General features: G+C 69.9%; 11 protein-coding genes. 8 read left to right on the top strand and 3 right to left on the bottom strand.

Annotated elements, in window-relative coordinates:
* Window positions 1-13: 13 nt before the first annotated feature.
* On the bottom strand, window positions 14-322 hold the full coding sequence (locus tag ABD255_RS23270) for a hypothetical protein (RefSeq protein WP_344217354.1): 309 nt from the start codon (window positions 320-322) through the stop codon (window positions 14-16).
* Window positions 323-432: 110 nt separating this feature from the next.
* Between ABD255_RS23270 and ABD255_RS23265 the strand changes: the two genes are divergently transcribed.
* The 3 genes from ABD255_RS23265 to ABD255_RS23255 all read left to right on the top strand — a co-directional run bounded on the left by ABD255_RS23265 (window position 433) and on the right by ABD255_RS23255 (window position 4,640).
* Window positions 433-948, top strand: coding sequence for a DUF2231 domain-containing protein (locus ABD255_RS23265; RefSeq protein ID WP_344217352.1), 516 nt, complete (start codon window positions 433-435; stop codon window positions 946-948).
* A gap of 124 nt (window positions 949-1,072) precedes the next feature.
* Complete coding sequence (locus ABD255_RS23260; protein WP_344217350.1) at window positions 1,073-1,510, top strand: DUF4383 domain-containing protein; 438 nt, start codon at window positions 1,073-1,075, stop codon at window positions 1,508-1,510.
* Between the two features lie 115 nt (window positions 1,511-1,625).
* Window positions 1,626-4,640 carry a sacsin N-terminal ATP-binding-like domain-containing protein gene (locus tag ABD255_RS23255; RefSeq protein ID WP_344217348.1) on the top strand — a complete coding sequence of 1,005 codons (3,015 nt, stop codon included), beginning with the start codon at window positions 1,626-1,628 and terminating at the stop codon, window positions 4,638-4,640.
* Here the strand turns inward: ABD255_RS23255 and ABD255_RS23250 are convergent.
* Both ABD255_RS23250 and ABD255_RS23245 read right to left on the bottom strand, forming a co-directional pair.
* Window positions 4,637-6,430 carry an AfsR/SARP family transcriptional regulator gene (locus tag ABD255_RS23250; protein WP_344217346.1) on the bottom strand — a complete coding sequence of 598 codons (1,794 nt, stop codon included), beginning with the start codon at window positions 6,428-6,430 and terminating at the stop codon, window positions 4,637-4,639. The genes ABD255_RS23255 and ABD255_RS23250 overlap by 4 nt on opposite strands.
* Before the next feature lie 52 nt (window positions 6,431-6,482).
* Window positions 6,483-7,298 (bottom strand): class I SAM-dependent methyltransferase, encoded by an 816-nt coding sequence (locus ABD255_RS23245; protein WP_344217344.1) that lies wholly within the window; start codon window positions 7,296-7,298, stop codon window positions 6,483-6,485.
* Between the two features lie 222 nt (window positions 7,299-7,520).
* Between ABD255_RS23245 and ABD255_RS23240 the strand changes: the two genes are divergently transcribed.
* From ABD255_RS23240 to ABD255_RS23220, 5 genes are read left to right on the top strand one after another with little or no spacing between them, the layout of a single operon-like run.
* Entirely contained in the window at window positions 7,521-11,138 is a 3,618-nt protein-coding gene (locus ABD255_RS23240; protein WP_344217342.1) for a DUF4132 domain-containing protein, read from the top strand.
* On the top strand, window positions 11,138-12,232 hold the full coding sequence (locus ABD255_RS23235) for an ATP-binding protein (RefSeq protein ID WP_344217339.1): 1,095 nt from the start codon (window positions 11,138-11,140) through the stop codon (window positions 12,230-12,232). Before ABD255_RS23240 ends, ABD255_RS23235 begins: the two co-directional genes overlap by 1 nt.
* A gap of 3 nt (window positions 12,233-12,235) precedes the next feature.
* The gene (locus ABD255_RS23230) at window positions 12,236-14,743 is read left to right on the top strand and encodes a DUF5682 family protein (protein WP_344217337.1); all 2,508 of its coding nucleotides are present in this window, start codon (window positions 12,236-12,238) and stop codon (window positions 14,741-14,743) included.
* Window positions 14,740-15,858 carry a VWA domain-containing protein gene (locus ABD255_RS23225; RefSeq protein ID WP_344217335.1) on the top strand — a complete coding sequence of 373 codons (1,119 nt, stop codon included), beginning with the start codon at window positions 14,740-14,742 and terminating at the stop codon, window positions 15,856-15,858. The genes ABD255_RS23230 and ABD255_RS23225 overlap by 4 nt, the downstream gene beginning before the upstream one ends.
* Window positions 15,855-17,849, top strand: coding sequence for a hypothetical protein (locus ABD255_RS23220; RefSeq protein WP_344217333.1), 1,995 nt, complete (start codon window positions 15,855-15,857; stop codon window positions 17,847-17,849). Before ABD255_RS23225 ends, ABD255_RS23220 begins: the two co-directional genes overlap by 4 nt.
* Window positions 17,850-17,952 lie beyond the last annotated feature (103 nt).

Raw genomic sequence — 17,952 nt, 5'->3', positions numbered from 1 at the left:
AACATACCTGCGATCACTCGGTCCGGCGGTCCCGGTCCGGCTGGTCCTCGGCCATTCCCTGCTCGTTGACCTGGCGCTCCTCGGACCACTGGCGGGCGCCTTCGTCGCGGGTCTGGTCGACAGCGCCCGGGGGAGGGGTGTGCTCGACGGAACGGTCCGCGGTGCGCTCGCTGCTGTGCGCGGCGGTCTCGTTGCCCGCCTTGCCTTCGACCGACTTGGCCGCGGCCACGGCGCCCCGGCCCGCGGCGAACAAGGTCCAGAGGAGGTAGCCGACCAGCACCGCCACGATGACCATCACAAGAATCCAGATCGGGGCGCCCATGAGTCCTCCAGTGTTGACGTGGGGCAACCGGTACCCCCCGCGCCGCCGCCCATGCGCGGTACGTGTCGGGCGGGGTACCGGAAGGTCACGAATCCATGACTGGAGGAGAGATGGAGAGCAGAGCGAAGGTGGCCGGGCACAGTGTTCACCCGGTCCTGATCGTTTATCCACTGGGGCTGCTGTCCACGGCCGTGGTCTTCGACGTGTTGCACCTGATCACGGACCGGCCGGGCTTCGCGGTGGCGGCGGCGTACACGATGGCGGCCGGGCTGATCGGCGGCGTGGTGGCCGGGGCGTTCGGGCTGGTGGACTGGCTGGCGGTGCCAAAAGGCACCCGGGCCCGCCGGATCGGTGCGCTGCACGGCCTGACCAACGTGGTGGTCCTGATCCTGTTCGCGATCAGCTGGCTGGTGCGCAACGGCAACGACGGCTGGGATCCGGGCTGGGTCGCCATCATCCTGGGCTTCGTCGGGCTGCTGCTCAGCGGCGGCGCCGGCTGGCTGGGCGGCGAGCTGGTCGAACGCCTCGGCGTCGGCGTCCACAAGGGCGCGAATCCGGACGCTCCGAGCTCCCTCAGCGGCTGGCCTGCCACCAAGACGTCTGAAAAAGGGCCCCGAATCGAGTGATTCCGGCGATTTCGGGGGTACCGCGAGGTCGTGACCGGCCGCCCGGCCGGCCACGCCAGCAGCATCTTGCGGCTGGGAGTCGCGGAGGGAAACACGCACAATGGCTGACACCGGAACGGGCAGCATGACTGCCACGACACTCCAAAAGGCCGCTACCGCGGTGGCAGTGGTCTTCCTGTTGGTGGGTGTCCTGGGCTTCATCCCCGGGATCACCACGAACTACGACACGATGAGCTTCGCCGGGCACCACTCCGATGCGATGCTGCTCGGCATCTTCCAGGTCTCGGTGCTGCACAACATCGTGCACCTGCTGTTCGGTGTGGTCGGTCTGGCGCTGGCCCGCACCTTCCGCGGTGCCCGGGCCTACCTGATCGGCGGCGGCGTCGTGTACGCCGTGCTGTGGATCTACGGCCTGGTCATCGACGAGACCAGCTCGGCGAACTTCGTCCCGCTGAACACCGCCGACGACTGGCTCCACCTCATCCTTGCCATCGGCATGATCGGCCTCGGCGTCGCCCTGGGCCGGGAAGTGGGCACCCGCACCACCCACCGCACCACCTGATCGACCGGCAGTACCTCCACCCACGACCCGGGGCTTCAGCAGCCCCGGGTCGTGCGTCTGTGCGAACCGCCACCCGGCCGAAACGGTGGGTGGGTTCGGCGGCATACTCACTGCGGTGACGACGGATGTCTTTGGAGCGGCCGGGGTTCGGGAGCGGGTGCTGGCTGCGTGGGCGGCGGCGCCGGTACGGTTCCGGGAGGACGCCAACGCCGAGGAGGATCTGGCGCTGGGTGGCTATCTGGACCGGGTGGTCGTCGAGCTCGCCCAGAACGCGGCCGACGCGGCCGCGCGGGCCGGAGTTCCCGGGCGGGTCCAGTTCTCCCTGCGGGACTCGACGTTGGTCGTCTCCAACACCGGTACGCCGTTGTCGGCCGAAGGGGTCGAGTCGCTCGCCACGTTGCGGGCCTCGGCCAAGCGGGACGACGCGGAGAGCGCGGTCGGGCGGTTCGGGGTCGGGTTCTCGGCCGTTCTCGCGGTGACCGACGAGCCGGTGATCCTCTCGCGCACGGGTGGGGTCCGGTTCTCCCGCGCGGACACGGCCGCCGCGGTGGCCGGGTTGGACTCGCCCGGCCTCGCGACCGAAGTACGCCGGCGTGACGGCCAAGTGCCCGTACTGCGCCTGCCGTTCACGGCCGAGGGCGAACCACCTGAGGGCTACGACACCTCGGTGATCCTGCCGCTGCGGGACGAGGCGGCGGCCGAGCTGGTACGGCGGCTGCTCGACGAAGCGGGCGACGACCTGCTGCTCGCGTTGCCCGGCCTGGAACGCATCGAGCTCGACGTCCACGGTGAGGTCCGCGTGCTCGCCGACGCCGAGACCCGGTGGTACGTGCGGCGCGCGGCCGGCGTCCTCGACGAGAGCGACAGAGAGCGGTTGCTGGCGGACCGGCCCACCGAGGAGCGGTCCCGCCCATACTGGTCCGTGCTTTGGGCCCTTCCGCGTGGTCCCGCGTCTGAGCCTCCGCGCACGGTGCACGCGCCGACTCCCACGGATGAGCCGCTCTCGCTACCGGCGTTGCTGCTGGCAACTTTCCCGTTGGACCCGTCCCGGCGCCATGTCGCCGCCGGGCCGCTCACCGACTTCCTTGTCCAGCAGGCCGCGACGGCCTATGCGGAGCTACTCCGGACCCGGGCCGAGGACGGCGCCAGCGTCCTGCCGCTGGTCCCGACAGGTCTGGCGGCCGGTGCACTCGACGGCTCCCTCCGGGACGCGATCCTGGCTGTTCTGCCGGAAACGCCGCTGGTGAAGGCGATCGAGGACGGAACGCTGATCCGGCCGCGCGAGGCAGTCGTGGTCGAAGGCTCGGACGACGCGTTCAACACCGTGCTCGCGCCGATCGTCGGCGGCCTGATCGCCTCGCCTCGGCAGGATCGGACCGCCTTGGACGCGTTGGGGGTCCGCAGGCTCGACCTTGCCGAGCTGATCGACCAACTGGGAGCCGTCGCTGAGGCAGAGCCGCCCGAGTGGTGGCGCGGGGTCTACGAGGCGCTGTCGGCGATGGTCACCGATCCGCTCCTGCGCGAATCACTCGGCACCCTGCCGGTCCCGTTGGCGGACGGCCGGCTGGTTCGGGGAGTGCGTGGGTTGCTGTTGCCCGGCCCGGAAGTGCCGGCCGACGTACTGGCGACCTTCGGCGAGTACGGCGTACGGGTGGTTCATCCGGACGCGGTGCACGGATCGCTCGAGCGGCTCGGTGCGCTGCCGATGTCGCCGCGCGCGTTGCTCGAGGACAGCGCCGTTCGGGCGGCCGTCGAGCATTCGGCCGAGGCGGACGACCCGGACGTGATCGCGCACGCCGTACTGTCCGTGGTCGCCGCCGACGTCTCCCAGGCGGACGGCCTGTGGTGGCTTTCCGACCTCGTACTGCGGGACGCCGACGGTGACCTGGTTCCGGCGAACGCGCTGGTGATTCCGGGTTCCGACGCGGCCGCCGTGCTCGACGAGGAAGAGGTCGCGCCGATCGACCTGGCCGTCGTCGAGCGGTACGGACGCGAGGCGGTCGAGGCGGTCGGCGTACTCAGCTCGCTCGGCACCGTCGCAGCCTCCGACCTGACCCTCGACGAGTTGCCCGAGGCGCTGGCGGATCTCGACGGGATCGACGACTGGGCCGACGACGTGGCACCGGACGGCTCGCGGTTCGGCGTCACCGTCGGCGAACTGCGGGCGATCCGCGACCTCGACTGGATCGTGGACGACGCCTGGCCGCGGGTGCTCGAACTCTTCGGGACCTCGCCGGAGTTGCGCCGGGCGCTGGTGGAGCCGGTGCGGGTGGTCGGGCCGGACGACGTCGTGCATGGCGCGCTGTCATACCCGGCGTGGTGGATCAGAGAGCGCGTTCTGCTCGAGGACGGCGAACCGCTGACCGGCCGGGCCGACCCTGAGGTGGATCCGATCCTGGCGGAGTTCCTCGATGAGGCGCCGGAGTGGACCGCCCGGCTGGACCCCGAGGTTCGGCTCGCGGTCGGGCTGGTGCGGGAGGTGAGCGATCTCGACGCACACGGCGTCGGAGTGCTGCTCGACCGGCTGGCGGACCCGGACCGGGTGGTGGAAGAGAGCGCAATCTTGAAGTTGTGGAGTCGCCTCGGCAGCCACACGGCGTACCCGGGTCTGACGCCGGAGTACGTGCGGGTGCTGGACGACACGGGAGTCACGCGGGTCGTTGCCGCTGGGGAGGCCGTGATCGCGGATGCGCCGATGTGGTTGCAGCGTGGCGATCTGGGCGGCTTCGTGGTCGCCTCCGGCGTCGCCGCGGACGGGCTGAGCGACCTGCTGGACGTGCCGGTGGCGGAGGAAGTTGCCGCTGGCAAGATCGACAGCGAGGGGGTGGCGGCCGACGTACCGGAACTCGTGCGGGAACTGGTTCCGCAGGTCCCGGACACGTGGTGGGAGCACGAGGAACTGACCGTCGACGGGGTTGAGGTCTCGTGGTGGGTGGACGAGAACGGCAGCCCTCACGCTGCCACGTTCGACGGCCTCGCCAAGGCGCTGGCGTGGTCCGCCGACCGCTGGGACCAGCGCCACGTCATCCGCGCCGTCCTCAGCGAGCCCGACCGCGCCAGCGAACTCCGCCTCGACGCCACCTTCGACCAGCCCGCACCTGAGCGGCCCACACCCGAGCAGCCCGCTTAGGACAGCAGTGAGGTGAGCGCGGGATTGTCGATCTCCGCGCCGAGCAGGCGCGCCGCGGCGGCCGCTTGCGGGTCGCCGAGGCGGGCCTGGTGCAGCTTGGCCCGGACCATCAGTTCGCGCATGTCGCAGCGGGCGGCCAGGGCGTCGAGTTGAGCCACCAGCGGCCGGGCGCGCTCGTCGTCGTCACGGTCCAGAGCCGAGGTGACGGCAGTGTCCAGTACGTGTGCGTGGACCCACTGGTACCGGTCAGGCTCGCGGCTGGCTCTGGCAGCGGCCTGCGAAAGCCACTCCGTCGCGCCGTCGTAGTCTCCGCGGCCCGCGCTGAGGATGCCCAGCCCGCGGCCCGCCATCCCTTCCCAGTAAGGGTCGTTGAGCTGGCAACCCAGCACCCAGGCCTGTTCGAACCCATCGGTCGCCGCCTCGAGGTCGCCGGCGTACAGGTCGAGCTCGGCCTGGAGCGTCTGCGGCCAGGGCAGGAAGGCGATCCAGCGTTCCTGCCTGACCAGGTCGAGCGACTCGCGCACGATCGTCGCGGCCTGGCTGAGCTCGGCCCGAAGCAGGTGCGCGCGGCCCAGCAGCGACAGCGACCAGGCCTGCTGCCGATGGTCCCCGCACCGCTCGGCCAGCTCGATCGATTCGCCCAGTTGCTCGAACGCCGCCGGATAGTCGGCCTGGTCGGACGAGTTCATCCCCCGGACGCCGAGGATCGCGGCGTGCTCCTGGTCGGTCTCGGCCACGGCCTGCGCCTTCGCGAGCCAGCCGGCCGCCGTATGCCGCCGGCCGGCCTGGACCTCCACGAACGCGAGTTCGCGGTGCGCGGACACCGAGGAGGACCGGTCACCGGCCTGCTCGGCGACCAGGATCGCCTCGTGCAGGACGATCGCGCCTTCCTCGTCGCGCCCGCGGACGGCGTGTACGAGAGCACCGCCGAGAGCCGCGAGCGCGCGGGCCCGCAGTACGGGGTCTTTGCAGTGGTCGGCCTCGGCGACCGCTCTGCGCAGGCACTGGATGCCGGCATCGACCGCCCCTGCGACGATCGCCGCCCGGCCGGCTTCGAGCTGGCTGGCCGCCGCTGCCCGGCCACTCAGCGGCGGACCCGACAGTGAGCCAGGCCCGACCGCCGAGGCTTCGCGGAGAGCGGCCGACGCCTCGATCCCGAGCTCGCGGCGTAGCAGGTCTTCGCAGACCGCGACCTGCCGCAGTGCCCCCATCCGGTTGCCCGAGATGGCCAGGCTCCGGACCAGTAGCTCGTGGTTGCCCTGTTCGAGCGGGTTGAGCGCGACGGCCTTCGACGCGTACGGCACCGCCTCGGTCGCCCGGCCCGTCGCGACCAGGGACACGGCCGCCTCCCGGAGCCGGGCCTCGACCGCCGCGGAGAGGCGATGCCGCTCCACCAGCAACCAGGACTCGAACTCCGGGCACGACTCGAGCTCCACCCCCTCCAGGAGCTCCCCGCCCAAGGTCAGCAGCGGCGCCGGATCCACCAGGTCCCCGGTCACCGCGAGTACGTCGACCGCGGTACCGCCGCCGAGGCTCAGCGTGACCGGGTCACCGGTCACCTGGTCCTCCGGGCCGAGCGCCCGCCGAAGCTCGGCGAGCGTCCAGCGGAGCGCGCCGAGCGGGTCCTCCGCGTCGGCGAACAGCAGGTCGGCCAGCCGCTTGCGGCTCGGCGGACGGTCAGTCAGCACCAGGAAGGCCAGCAGAGCCCACGTCTTGCGGCCCCGGGGCGGACGAACCGGGCTGCCGCCGTGCTCGATCGCCGGTGGCCCCAGCAGCCGGATCGTCCGCATCCCGTTCACCCCTCCCCGAGACCCACAGTGTGGCCCAGCGACCGGCCCGGTGTCAGCGTTTGATGCCGACGGCCTCCAGGTACTCCGCCCGGCCGGCCAGCGTGCCGTCCTCGGCGTAGTTGTACTTCCGCGGTACGTCGGCCAGGTCCGCGGCGAACGTCGCCAGGTCCTGCTCCGACAGCGATCCCGCGAGCTTGGTGATCGGCCCGTAGAACTCGCGGAACCACTCCGAGAAGTGCTCGGGCGAGCGGTAGCGGAAGACGTAGTCCCGCTTGGTGAGGCCGACCCACTCGACCCGGTCCCCGAACAGCTCGGCGAGGTGCTCCTCGGTGCCCCACAAGGTGGCCGGCTTGACGCCCGCGGGCGGCGGCGCGTACTTGCCGACCGTCCGGAACATGTCGCCGATCATCCCGGTCGGCGTCCAGCTGGCCAGCGCGATCTTGCCGCCCGGCTTGGTCACCCGGACCAGTTCGTCGGCGGCCTTCTGGTGGTCCGGCGCGAACATCACGCCGACCGTGCTGAGCACCAGGTCGAACGCGACGTCCGGTACCGGTAGTTGCTCGGCGTCCCCTTCGAGGAAGGTGACCGGCAGATGCTCGGCGGCAGCCCGTTCCCGGCCCTGCTCCAGCAGGTTGGCCGCGTAGTCGACGCCCGTGGCCTCGGCGAACCGCCGCGCTGCCGCCATCGCCGCGTTCCCCTGTCCGCAGGCGACGTCCAGCACCGTCTGGTTCGCCCGCACGTCGGCGGCCTCGACCAGCAGTTCGGCGATGATCTGCAGCGTGTTGCCGACCCGGGGATAGTCCCCGGTCTCCCACCCGGCCCGCTGCTTGGCCTTGATCGCCTCGAAATCCACAGCCGTACTCGTCATGAAACTCCCCCAAAGCAGATGAAGTACGTCCCCCAGCCACGCCACCGCCCTCCGCGGTGTTCCCCCACCATGATCGGCCCCCGTGTGACAGGGCGTGTGACGGCCTTCCGCTGCAACAAGTGGCAGCCCCCGGCGTCCGGCAGGAAACTGTCCGGCGGCCCTGGTAGGAATGCCCCTGGCGCGGGCCGACTGCCGGTCCGCACGGCTGGGGAGGACTGGGCAATGGGTGAGTTGGTGGGGCGCCGCGATGGCGCCGATGTCGGGGTGCCGCAGGTCTGGTCCGAGGCCCTCGGCAAGGTCCTGGCGCGCCTTGACGATCGTGTCGGGGGTCTCGCGGAAGCGGTGGAGAACTATGTTCTGACCGGCTCGCCCGAGTCCGCCCTTGCCAAGGTGGAGAAAATCCACTCGGCCGCCGGGACGCTGGTCGTGCACCCCTATCAGTTCGGCGAGTACGACGAGACGTACAAGGCGCTGCAGGCCGGTTCCGGATCCGTCCCGGACGACGTGCTGCTGCGCTGGGCTCGGGTGCTGGAGGCGGCCTGGCAGTCCGCGGGCTACTACGCCGCCTTCGAACCCGTCGGCGGCGGTCGCTGGGCGGAGGCGCTCCTGGTCCATCTGACCCTCATCGGCAGCGCTCCCACCGATCGGTTGCCGGTGGAGCTCCCGGTCGATCACGAACAGCTTGAGCGGATGCTGGCCCTGACGGGGGCCGACCCGTCCGATCTGCTGGTGCAGGCGTTCCGGCACAGCGCCAACCGGCATGCCGCCGACCGGCGGGCGTCGCTCCGCTCACTGATCGGTTTCGAGGCGGCCGTCCGCCGTCACGCCGATGTCCTCCGGACGGCGATGACCGGTCGGCGGGTCGCGGATCAGTTGGCCGCGCTCGAGGTGCTCGGACCGCTCAGCCCGGAGCTGCTGAGCCTGTTTCCCGCCGAGCTCGCCCGGATGGCGACGTCGTCCAGCGCCCAGGTCCGGTCGCAGGCCGCCGCGCCCATCGCGAAGATCGACGCCGTCGAGCCGTTGAAGGCGATCGCGGCCGGCGGTAAGCCCGATGAGCGGCGCGAGGCGCTGCGGTTGCTGCGGTCCCGAAGCGACGCGGGCTTGAAGGAGTGGGCCCGGGATCAGGCGACGGCCGATCGTTCCCTCGCCGTCCGCGCCCTCGCCGAGGAATGGGACCAGGCCGGTGCCGAGACCGAGGTGCCGGGCGTCGGGGTTTCCGGGATCGCCGGCGTCGAGGTTCCCGCGATCGACTGGAAGGTGCCGGTCACCGACGAGTTGCGGGCACATCTGCTGCGATTCCAGACCGCGCTGAACAGCTCGGTCGATCGAGTGAACTCCTCTCACCAGGCCCAGGTCCAGGGCTGGTCCCAGCGGCGGCTCGACGACGAGGCGCTGGCCTCGTTGATCGAAGCGCTCGAAGCGGGCCGTCCTCCGGTGCACTCGCAGACGATCGCGGGCATCTGGGAGTACTCCTTCGACCAGACGGCCGAGCACCTGCTGGTCAGTCCGCTGCTGGGCCCGGCGGGTCTGACGATCCTGCTGAACCACCTCGGCCTGTTGTCCTCCTACGGCCACCTGACGAACCTGGCGGTGCGAGCCTTCAATGCCTTGCACGGTGTCAGTGGCAGCCCGACCTTCCTCGAGCTCTCGACGATGCTCGACCAGATGGGAGCCGACGGGCCGAAGATCGTCTTCGGGGACTACTCCCGCGTCTACCACGTGCTCGGCCAGGGATGGCCGGACGAGGACATCGCCCCGTTCGTGCTGCTCAACCTGACGCTCGTCACGGAGGCGTTGACCCCCAACCCGTCTGGCTCCTCCCTGACCAATCTGAGCCCGCTGGCCGCGTTCAGGGCCCTCGCGACCTTGCCGTCGACACCGCCCTTGGTCGTCGACGCCCTTTTCGCCTTGGCACTGGGGAGCCGGAAGACCGAACATGGCCCGGCCCAGGAAGCCCTCGCCCGGGTGCCGGGCATCGGTGACCGCGTGGTGACCGCCCTGTCCGACGGCAAAGCAGACGTCCGTACCGCGGCCGCGCAGTGGCTGCCGCGGTTGGGTCACAGCGCGGCCGTTCCGGCGCTCGAGGCGGCGGTGGCGCGGGAGAAGAAGGACGTCCCGAAGGGTGCCATGCTGGACGCGCTCCAGGCCTTCGGCCAGCCCGTCGAGAAGTACCTCACCCCGGAGTCGCTCGCCAAGCAGGCCGCTGCCGGGCTTGCGAAGGGCCTGCCCAAGGAGCTCGGGTGGCTGCGGTGGGAGGCGGTGCCGGCCGTGCGGTGGGCCGACAGCGGCGAGGCGATGGCGCCCGAAGTACTGAAGTGGTTCGTGGTCCAGGCGGTGAAGGCGAAGTCGCCGGAGCCGAACGTGATTTTGCGCAAGTACTGTTCGCTGCTGGATCCAGTGGACCGGGAGGCGTTCGGGCAGTACCTGCTCGAGGCCTGGCTGGCGGAGGACCTCAGGCCGGTCGACCACGACGAGGCTCACCGGCTGGCCGAACAAGAGGCTCAGTGGGCGCATTCCTACGGAGGCGGTGGGGGACTCAGTGTCGCCGAGTTGACCGCGCGCTACCTGCCGAGCATGGCCGGCAGGCCGGCCGGGTCGGCGATCGGGGCGAAGGGAGTCCTGGCGGTCGCAGCCGCGTGTGCGGGGGAGCGGGCGGCAGCTCCGGTCGCCCGCTACCTGAAGGAGTGGTACGGGATGCGGGCGGCTCAAGGCAAGGCCTTGATCGCGATGCTCGGGTGGATCGAGCATCCGGGAGCGACCCAGCTGATGCTGTCGATCGGCTCGCGGTTCCGGACGAAGAGCTTCCAGGAGGAGGCGACCCGGCAGGCGGAGGCGCTGGCCGAACGCAAGGGCTGGACCCTGGGCGAGCTGGCCGACCGCACGATTCCGGCCGCAGGCTTCGACGAGAGCGGGGTGATCGAGCTGAGCTACGGTGACCGGACCTTCACCGCGGTGCTGCTGCCCTCTCTGACCGTCGAGCTGCGGTCGTCCGACGGCAGGAAGATCAGCGCGCTGCCGGCGCCGCGGCAGTCCGACGACGAGGAGCGCGTCAAGGCGTCGAAGAAGGCGCTGACGCTGGCGAAGAAGGAGCTCAAGGCGATCGTCCAGCTCCAGACCGCGCGGCTGTACGAAGCGCTGTGCACCGAGCGGACCTGGCGCTTCGACGACTGGCAGCTCTACCTCAACCGGCACCCGGTCGTCCGGCATCTCACCCAGCGGCTGGCGTGGGTGGCGACGACGGCCGACGGCGCCACTGTGGTCCGGCCGCTGGACGACGGCACGCTGACCGACGTCAACGACGAAGAGGTGTCGTTGCCGCCGGACGCGATGCTCGCGATCGCCCACGACAGCCTGCTCGACGAGGCGACCGTTCAGGCCTGGCAGGAGCATCTGGCGGACTACGAGGTGGCACCGCTGTTCCAGCAGTTCGGCAAGGGCACCTTCACGCTGCCCGAGGACCAAGCCGGCGTGCGAGCCTCGACCGACTTCGAAGGACACCTGCTCGAGGCGTTCGCGCTCCGTGGCCGCGCGGGCAAGCTCGGGTACACCCGCGGGCTGACCGAGGACGCCGGCTGGTTCTACACCTACGAGAAGCGCTTCCCGACCCTGGGCCTGACCGCCGTCGTCGAGTTCACCGGTAACCCGCTGCCCGAGGAGAACCGGACCGTCGCGCTGAAGAACCTGAGGTTCGTCCGGACCGTGCAGGGAGGCGAGCCCAGCACGCTCCAGCTGGGGGAGGTGCCGTCGGTGCTGCTGTCGGAGGCCTACAACGACGTGCGGCTGATGGCCGCCGACGGCACCGGGTTCGACCCCGAGTGGGAAAAGAAGTCGGAGTACTGATGAACAGCGGCAACATCCTGCGCGCACCGGCCGAGCAGGTCTACGCGGATGAGCTTGCCCGGCTCGCCTCGACTGACGAACACCCTCGGCCGGAAGGCTGGGCGCTGTCACCGCGGGCCGTTCGCACGTTCGTCCTCGGCGACGAGCAGACGAACATCCGGAAGAAGTTCTACGGCGACGACGCACTGGTCGATCGCTGCATCGTCACGCTGATGAGCAACCGCGGCCTGCTGCTCGTCGGCGAACCCGGTACGGCGAAGTCGATGCTGTCGGAGCTCCTGGCTGCCGCCATCGGCGGCAGCTCGACCTGCACGATCCAGGGCACTTCGGGCACCACCGAGGACCAGATCACCTACTCGTGGAACTACGCGCTGCTGCTTGCGGAGGGACCGACGCAGCGGGCCTTGGTGAAGGGGCCGATGTACCAGGCGATCGAGCAGGGCCTGGTCTGCCGGTTCGAGGAGGTCACCCGGGTCCAGCCGGAGATCCAGGACGTGCTGATCGGTCTGCTGTCGGACAAGGCGCTGCACGTTCCGGAATTGGCCGGCACGGACGCGACGGTGTTCGCCGGCCATGGCTTCAACGTCCTCGCCACCGCGAACCTTCGCGATCGCGGCGTGCACGAGATGTCGAGCGCCCTGAAACGCCGCTTCAACTTCGAGACGGTCCGGCCGATCTCGGACCGGCGGCTGGAGGTCCGGCTGATCAAGGAACAGACCGCCGCGCTGCTGGAGCGGTCGGGGGTCGGCACCCGGATGGGTGACGACGTGGTCGAGTTGCTGGTGACGGCGTTCCACGATCTCCGGGACGGAGTGACGGCTGAAGGCATGGCGGTGGAGCGGACCAGCGCGGTCATGTCGTCAGCGGAGGCGGTTGCCGTCGGCTACGCGGCGACGCTGGACGCGCACTACTTCGACGGCGGGGACGTCGGCGGTGACCACATCGCCCGGCAGCTGATCGGCACCGTCCTGAAGGACAATCCCGACGACGGCAAGAAGTTGCGGCACTACTTCGACGTCGTGGTCAAGGAACGCTCCCGCCACCACCCGCAATGGCACCGAGTCCTCGACGCCCGCCAAGAGCTGAACCGCTGACCCATGCCCACGCCCCAGCAACTCATCGACTCCGCCCTGCCTTACGAGTCGGGCCAGGGCGTCACCGCCGACTGGGTTCGTGGGGTGGCGGGGAAGTTGGTGAGCGAGGAGTTGGTGGTGATGCCAGTGCGGCATCACAGTCCGGCCTGTGCCGTGCAGGTCCGGCGAATGATCGAGGAGTGCCGGCCCAGCGTCGTGCTGGTGGAAGGGCCTCGGGAGTTCTCGTCACTCGTCCCCCTGCTCACTCATCCGGACGCGCGGATGCCCTTGGCCGTCTACAGCTACGCGGTCCAGAGCACTCCTGAGGGTGAGCACAGATGGGCGGGCTACTACCCGTTCTGCGACTATTCGCCGGAGCTCGTGGCGCTCAGGGACGCGGTCGCTCGCGGCATTCCGGCACGCTTCATCGACCTGGACTTCTCGGAGCAGCATCTAGCCGCACAGGAGGCGTCCAGCCAGCCAGAAGGCGGAGGTGCCGCGGTCCAGGACGAGCTGGAGCCCAGCGGGCAGGAGGGCGAATCCTTACTGGATGAGCGGTACTTCCGGCACAGCAAGGCGCTGCAACTGCTGGCGGAGCGGCTGGGGTGCCGGGACGACGAGGACCTGTGGGAATTGCTGTTCGAGGCGGATGCCGCGACGACTCCGGCGATCGAGCACCTGGAGCGCGTGACGGCCTACTGTCTGCTGGCACGCAACGACCACACGGGCGTGGACCTGGTGGCGGATGGCACCGCCGCTCGGGAGGCGGAAATGGCCTGGCACATCAGTGAGGCCGTCCGCGAGAGACAACCAGGTAGTGGCCCGGTCCTCGCCGTGGTCGGTGGTTTCCACGCTGTCGCTCTGCCCGCCCTGCTCACCGAACAACCTCCACGGCCCGAGATCCCGACGCAGGACATCACCGCGGACTCCGCCCTGATCCGCTACTCGTTCGAACGGCTCGAGCGACTCAACGGGTACTCCGCCGGCATGACCTCCCCGGCCTGGCATCAACGGCTCTGGGAACAGCTGACCGGAACCTCCGCGGAAGACCCGCGAACGACAGCCCTGCTGGCGACACTGCTCGACATCGCGCAGGAGTTGCGCGTCCACCACAAGGTCCCACTCGCAGTGGCGACGGTCGCCGCCGCCTTCGAGCAAGCGCTGCGGCTCGCGGACCTTCGGGACCGCCCAGCACCTCTGCGCAGCGACATGCTGGACGCCGTCGCCAGCTGTTTCGTCAAGGGCGACATCGACGTCGAAGGCCTCCGCGTCCGTGCGGCCGCCCGTCGAACGCTGACCGGCGAAGCGATCGGGGTAGTCCCGCCCGGCGCCGGTACGCCGCCTTTGGTCCACGACGCCCTCGAACGCCTCAGACGGCAACGACTCCGCGTCGACAGCATGGACCGGCAGACCACCAGCCTCGACATCTACCGGAGCGCCGCCCATCGGGAGACCAGCAGGCTGCTTCATGGAATCGCCTTCCTGGGCGTGCCTTTCGCGACCCGCCTCGGAGGACCGGACTTCGTCCGTGGCACCGGGCTCGGTAGGCTCCAGGAGCGCTGGGACTACCACTGGTCGCCGGTCAGCGAAGGCGCCCTGGTCGAGGCCTCGGTGCTCGGCTCGACCGTGCCTTCGGCGGTGGCGGTCAAGTTCGATGCCCTGCTTGCTGTCCATCGTCAGTCCCAGGAGCGCGCCGATTCGACCAGCGCGGTCTCGCTGGTGTCGCAGGCGTGCGTGCTCGGCCTGCACGACCAGGTGGCGGCGACGCTCGACCTGGCGCGCGAGAGCCTGGCCGCCGACGCGTCCTTCGTCGGTGTCGCCGCAGCCGTGACGCGGCTCGCGCTGCTGTGGGAGGCCCGCGAACCACTCGATGCCCGCCGGCTCGACGAGTTGCCGGCACTCTTGCGTACGGCGTACCGGCGGGTGATGTATTTGGGGCGGGAGCTCGAAGCGGGGGATGACAGCGGGGTCACCCAAGCCCTTGTCCAGTTGAGGGAACTGCTCGTTGGTGAAGCGGGACAGGAGCTCGACGCGGACCTGTACTGGAGTCTGCTCGAGCAGGTCCACGTCGAGCATGAGTCGCCGTACGTACGAGGGGCGGCGACTGGCGTGATGTATTCGGCCGGGCGGTTGGGGTCGGTCGAGCTGGCCGGCCGGGTGTCCGGCCAACTGGCGGGCGGGGTTCCGCCCGGAGACGCGGTCGGCTTCCTTGGGGGCCTGCTCGCGACCGCTCGGGAGGCTGCCTGGCAGGAAGGTGAGTTGCTGGCAGGCCTTGACCGGCGGGTGTCCAGCTGGGACGAAGCGACGTTCATCCGGCATCTTCCTGACCTGCGGCTGGCGTTCGCGGAGCTGACGCCGGTTGAGACCGATCGAGTGGGCAAGGCCGTGGCGGGCTTGCACGGCGTGGCGAACCTTGGCCCATTGATCCAGCGAAACACGACCGAGCAGGAGGTCCAGAGAAACCTGGTGCTGTCGGCAACCGTCGCCGAGTTGTTGCGGCATGACGGTCTCGGCGCGTGGAGTGGCGCATGACCGATCTTGAGCGCTGGCGCCTGATCCTCGGCCGGTATGCCACTCAACAGCTGGGCGCCACTGGACCTGGCACGGAGCAGGCACGGATGGAAGCCGCGCTGGACTTCCTCTACAGCCGTGAGTACGGCGGCCGCGGGGTTCGGGACGATGGCCGGCTGCAAGCTGGTCTCGGTGATTCGACGCCGACGCTGGTCGACTGGCTCGGCGAGATCCGCGAGCTGTTCCCACGGCAGACGGCCGAGATCGTGGAGAAGCACGCACTCGATCGCTACGGGCTGACCGAACTCGTCACCGACCCGCAGACGCTGGAGCGGCTGGTCCCCGATGAGCAACTGCTGAAGACGATTCTCGCACTGAAGGGCCGGCTGAGCCCCGAAGTACTGGCCATCGCCCGCAAGGTGATCCGGCAGGTGGTGGAGGAGCTCCGGCGCAAGCTGGAAGCCGACGTACGCCGGGCGCTGTCCGGGCGGCTCAGCCGGCACCGGCACTCGCCGATGCGGCTCAGCGCCAACTTCGATGCCCTCGGCACCATTCGCCGGAACCTGAAGAACTACGACCCGGAGAGCGGTCGCCTGGTCCTGGAGAAGGTGCTGTTCTTCGAGCGCAACACCCGGCGGCTGCCGTGGGACATCATCGTCTGTGTCGACCAGAGCGGCAGCATGGCCGGCTCGGTGATCCACAGCGCGGTGATGGCCGGCATCCTGGCGGGGTTGCCGGCCTTCCGGGTGCGGCTGGTGCTGTTCGACACCAGCGTCGTCGACCTGTCGGACCAGGTCGACGATCCCGTCGAGGTGCTGATGAGTGTGCAACTCGGCGGCGGCACCGACATCGCGAAAGCAGTGCGCTACTGCGGTCAACTGGTCGACAATCCCGACCGCACCGTGCTCGTGCTGGTCACCGACTTCTGCGAGGGTGGCTCGGTCGCTGACCTGGAGCGTGCGGTCACCGAACTGGCTGAGGCGCGGGTGACGCTGCTCGGCCTGGCGGCGCTCGACGGCGATGCGAATCCCTTCTACGACAGGCAGATCGCGCAGCAGCTCGCCGATCGCGGGATGCGCATCGCCGCACTCACGCCCGCCCAGTTGGCGAACTGGCTGACCGAGGTGACCGCGTGAGTCTGCGGGTCGGCCTCCTGGCCCAGCTGAGTAGGTTCGACGACGACGCCTGGACGGCGCTCGCGAACCGCGGCCTGCTCCGCCGTGCCCGCAAGGACCTGGCCGGCGCGGCACCCGAGGTCGTCACCGACGAGGCCGAGGTCTTCGAGATCCGGATCGCCCCGTACGTCGTGCGCTTCGATGCGCAGGGACCGGCCGGCGCCGCGTGTGACTGCCAGAGCGGGAGCGTGTGCCGGCACATCTTGGTCGCCGGCCTCTGGTTGCTGTCGACCGCGGCCGCCGAGACCACCGCAGGAGCCGAGGTGCCCGCTGAGACACCTGCGGCGGAGTTGCTGACCATCGACCCCGAAGCTCTAACGGCGTACGCGGGCCGCGCGGGATACCGCTGGGCCTTGCGCTATGTCGACGACCTGGATCTCGAGTCCGACGTACGGGTCGAGGAGGATCGGCAGGTCGTCATCGCGCTGTCCAGCCCGCGAGTGACGTTCCGCTTCATGGGTGGTGGGGTGGCAGGTCTGGTTCCGGACACCAGGCTGCCGGCGATCGAGAAGTACCAGGCGGCGGCAGTCATCGTCTACCAACGGATGGCCGGCGTGGGACCGGCTCCAGAAGCTGCCAAAACCCAAACAGACAAGGGATCCCAGACAGGCAGGTCTGCGCGGTTGGCCGCTAGTCGGCTCAGGTTGCGGACGGCCGCCCAGCAGTTGCTCACCGACACCGTTCGGCTGGGCATCTCGCATCTGTCGCGATCTGTGCACGAGCGCTACGAGACGCTGGCCACCTGGGCGCAGGGCGCGGAGTACTACCGGCTGGCTCTGCTGCTGCGCCGGCTCGCTGATCACGTGGACCTGCTGCTGGACCGGTCGGCCAGAGCCGACGAACATCGCCTGCTCGACGAAGCCGCCGTCGCCTACGCCCTGGTCTGCGCGCTGAACAAGAGCGAGCAGCCGCGCTTGGTAGGCCAAGCGCGCAACCGGTACGACATGGTCCGCCGCCTGGACGTGATCGGCTTGGGAGCCTTTCCCTGGCGGACCGGATCCGGATACCAGGGTTTGACCGCGCTGTTCTGGTGGCCCGCTGAGAGCAGGTTCCTCTCCTGGACGGACGCCCGGCCCGAGGTGATGAGGACCTTCGAACCACGCCATCGATACGCGTCCCCCGGACCCTGGGCCGGACTCGGCTCACCGGCCGAGCTCACGGGTGCGACGGTGACCCTGAATGACGCACGCCTGAGCCCCACGGGGCGACTGTCGGGCGCCGAACAAACCCGGGCGACCGCGAAACCGCTCGCCGGTACTGCGATCGCAGCCGCGCTGCCGGCCGTGTCCCATTGGAGCGACCTGGCCAAGCGCCCACCACGCAGTCTGCTGGATACGCCCGATCCCTTGGACGACTGGGTTGTACTGCACCCGTCCGCTTTCCGCCGCCCGCGCTTCGACCCGGTCCGCCAGTTGCTCGAGTGGGACGTCGTCGACGACGCAGAGTCGGTGCTCAGCCATCAGTTGCCGTTCACCGCGGCGAACCAGCACGCGATCGATCGAGCCGAAGCACTCGGCGAGCAGGATCTGCCGGATGGCACTCTGCTGGTGTCGCGAGTTCACCGAACCGCGGCCGGGCTGGTGGGCGAGCCGATGAGTCTGGTCCGGCCGGATCTCGGGCCGGGCTCCGCGGTCGATCCGCTGCACTTCGGCAAGGCAGTTCCCAGGAGCCGTGGCGCCGAGCCGGCGTCCGGCGATCCCGCGGTTGCGATCTGGTTGCCACCGCAGCTCGACGACCTGCGGACCTGGTTGACCACCCACGCGGAAAGGGGCACCGGGGCAGCCGCGGCGGGCTCGCTGAACGCGGCCCTCGCGAGCAGGCATCGAGCGGTTCGCGACATCGGGTTCGGGGTGTTTCCCGATCCCGCCGGTGAGGATCCGGCCGTGGGGATTCTGCGGTCCTGCTACCTACTGCAGCAGACCGTCCGAGTGCTGACCGGGCGTACCGGTTGAGGCCGGCGGACTGCTGTCACCGTGCGTCAGCACGGCTGGGCGCCTTCGTTGTCAGAGGTTGATATATCGACTGATCAGCGGCTTCGGCGGATTCATTGCAACG

This window comes from Kribbella sancticallisti, from assembly GCF_039530625.1.
Lineage (GTDB): Bacteria > Actinomycetota > Actinomycetes > Propionibacteriales > Kribbellaceae > Kribbella > Kribbella sancticallisti.
The sequence above is the reverse complement of the archived record's forward strand: the minus strand, read 5'-3'. Positions and strand labels throughout refer to the sequence as shown.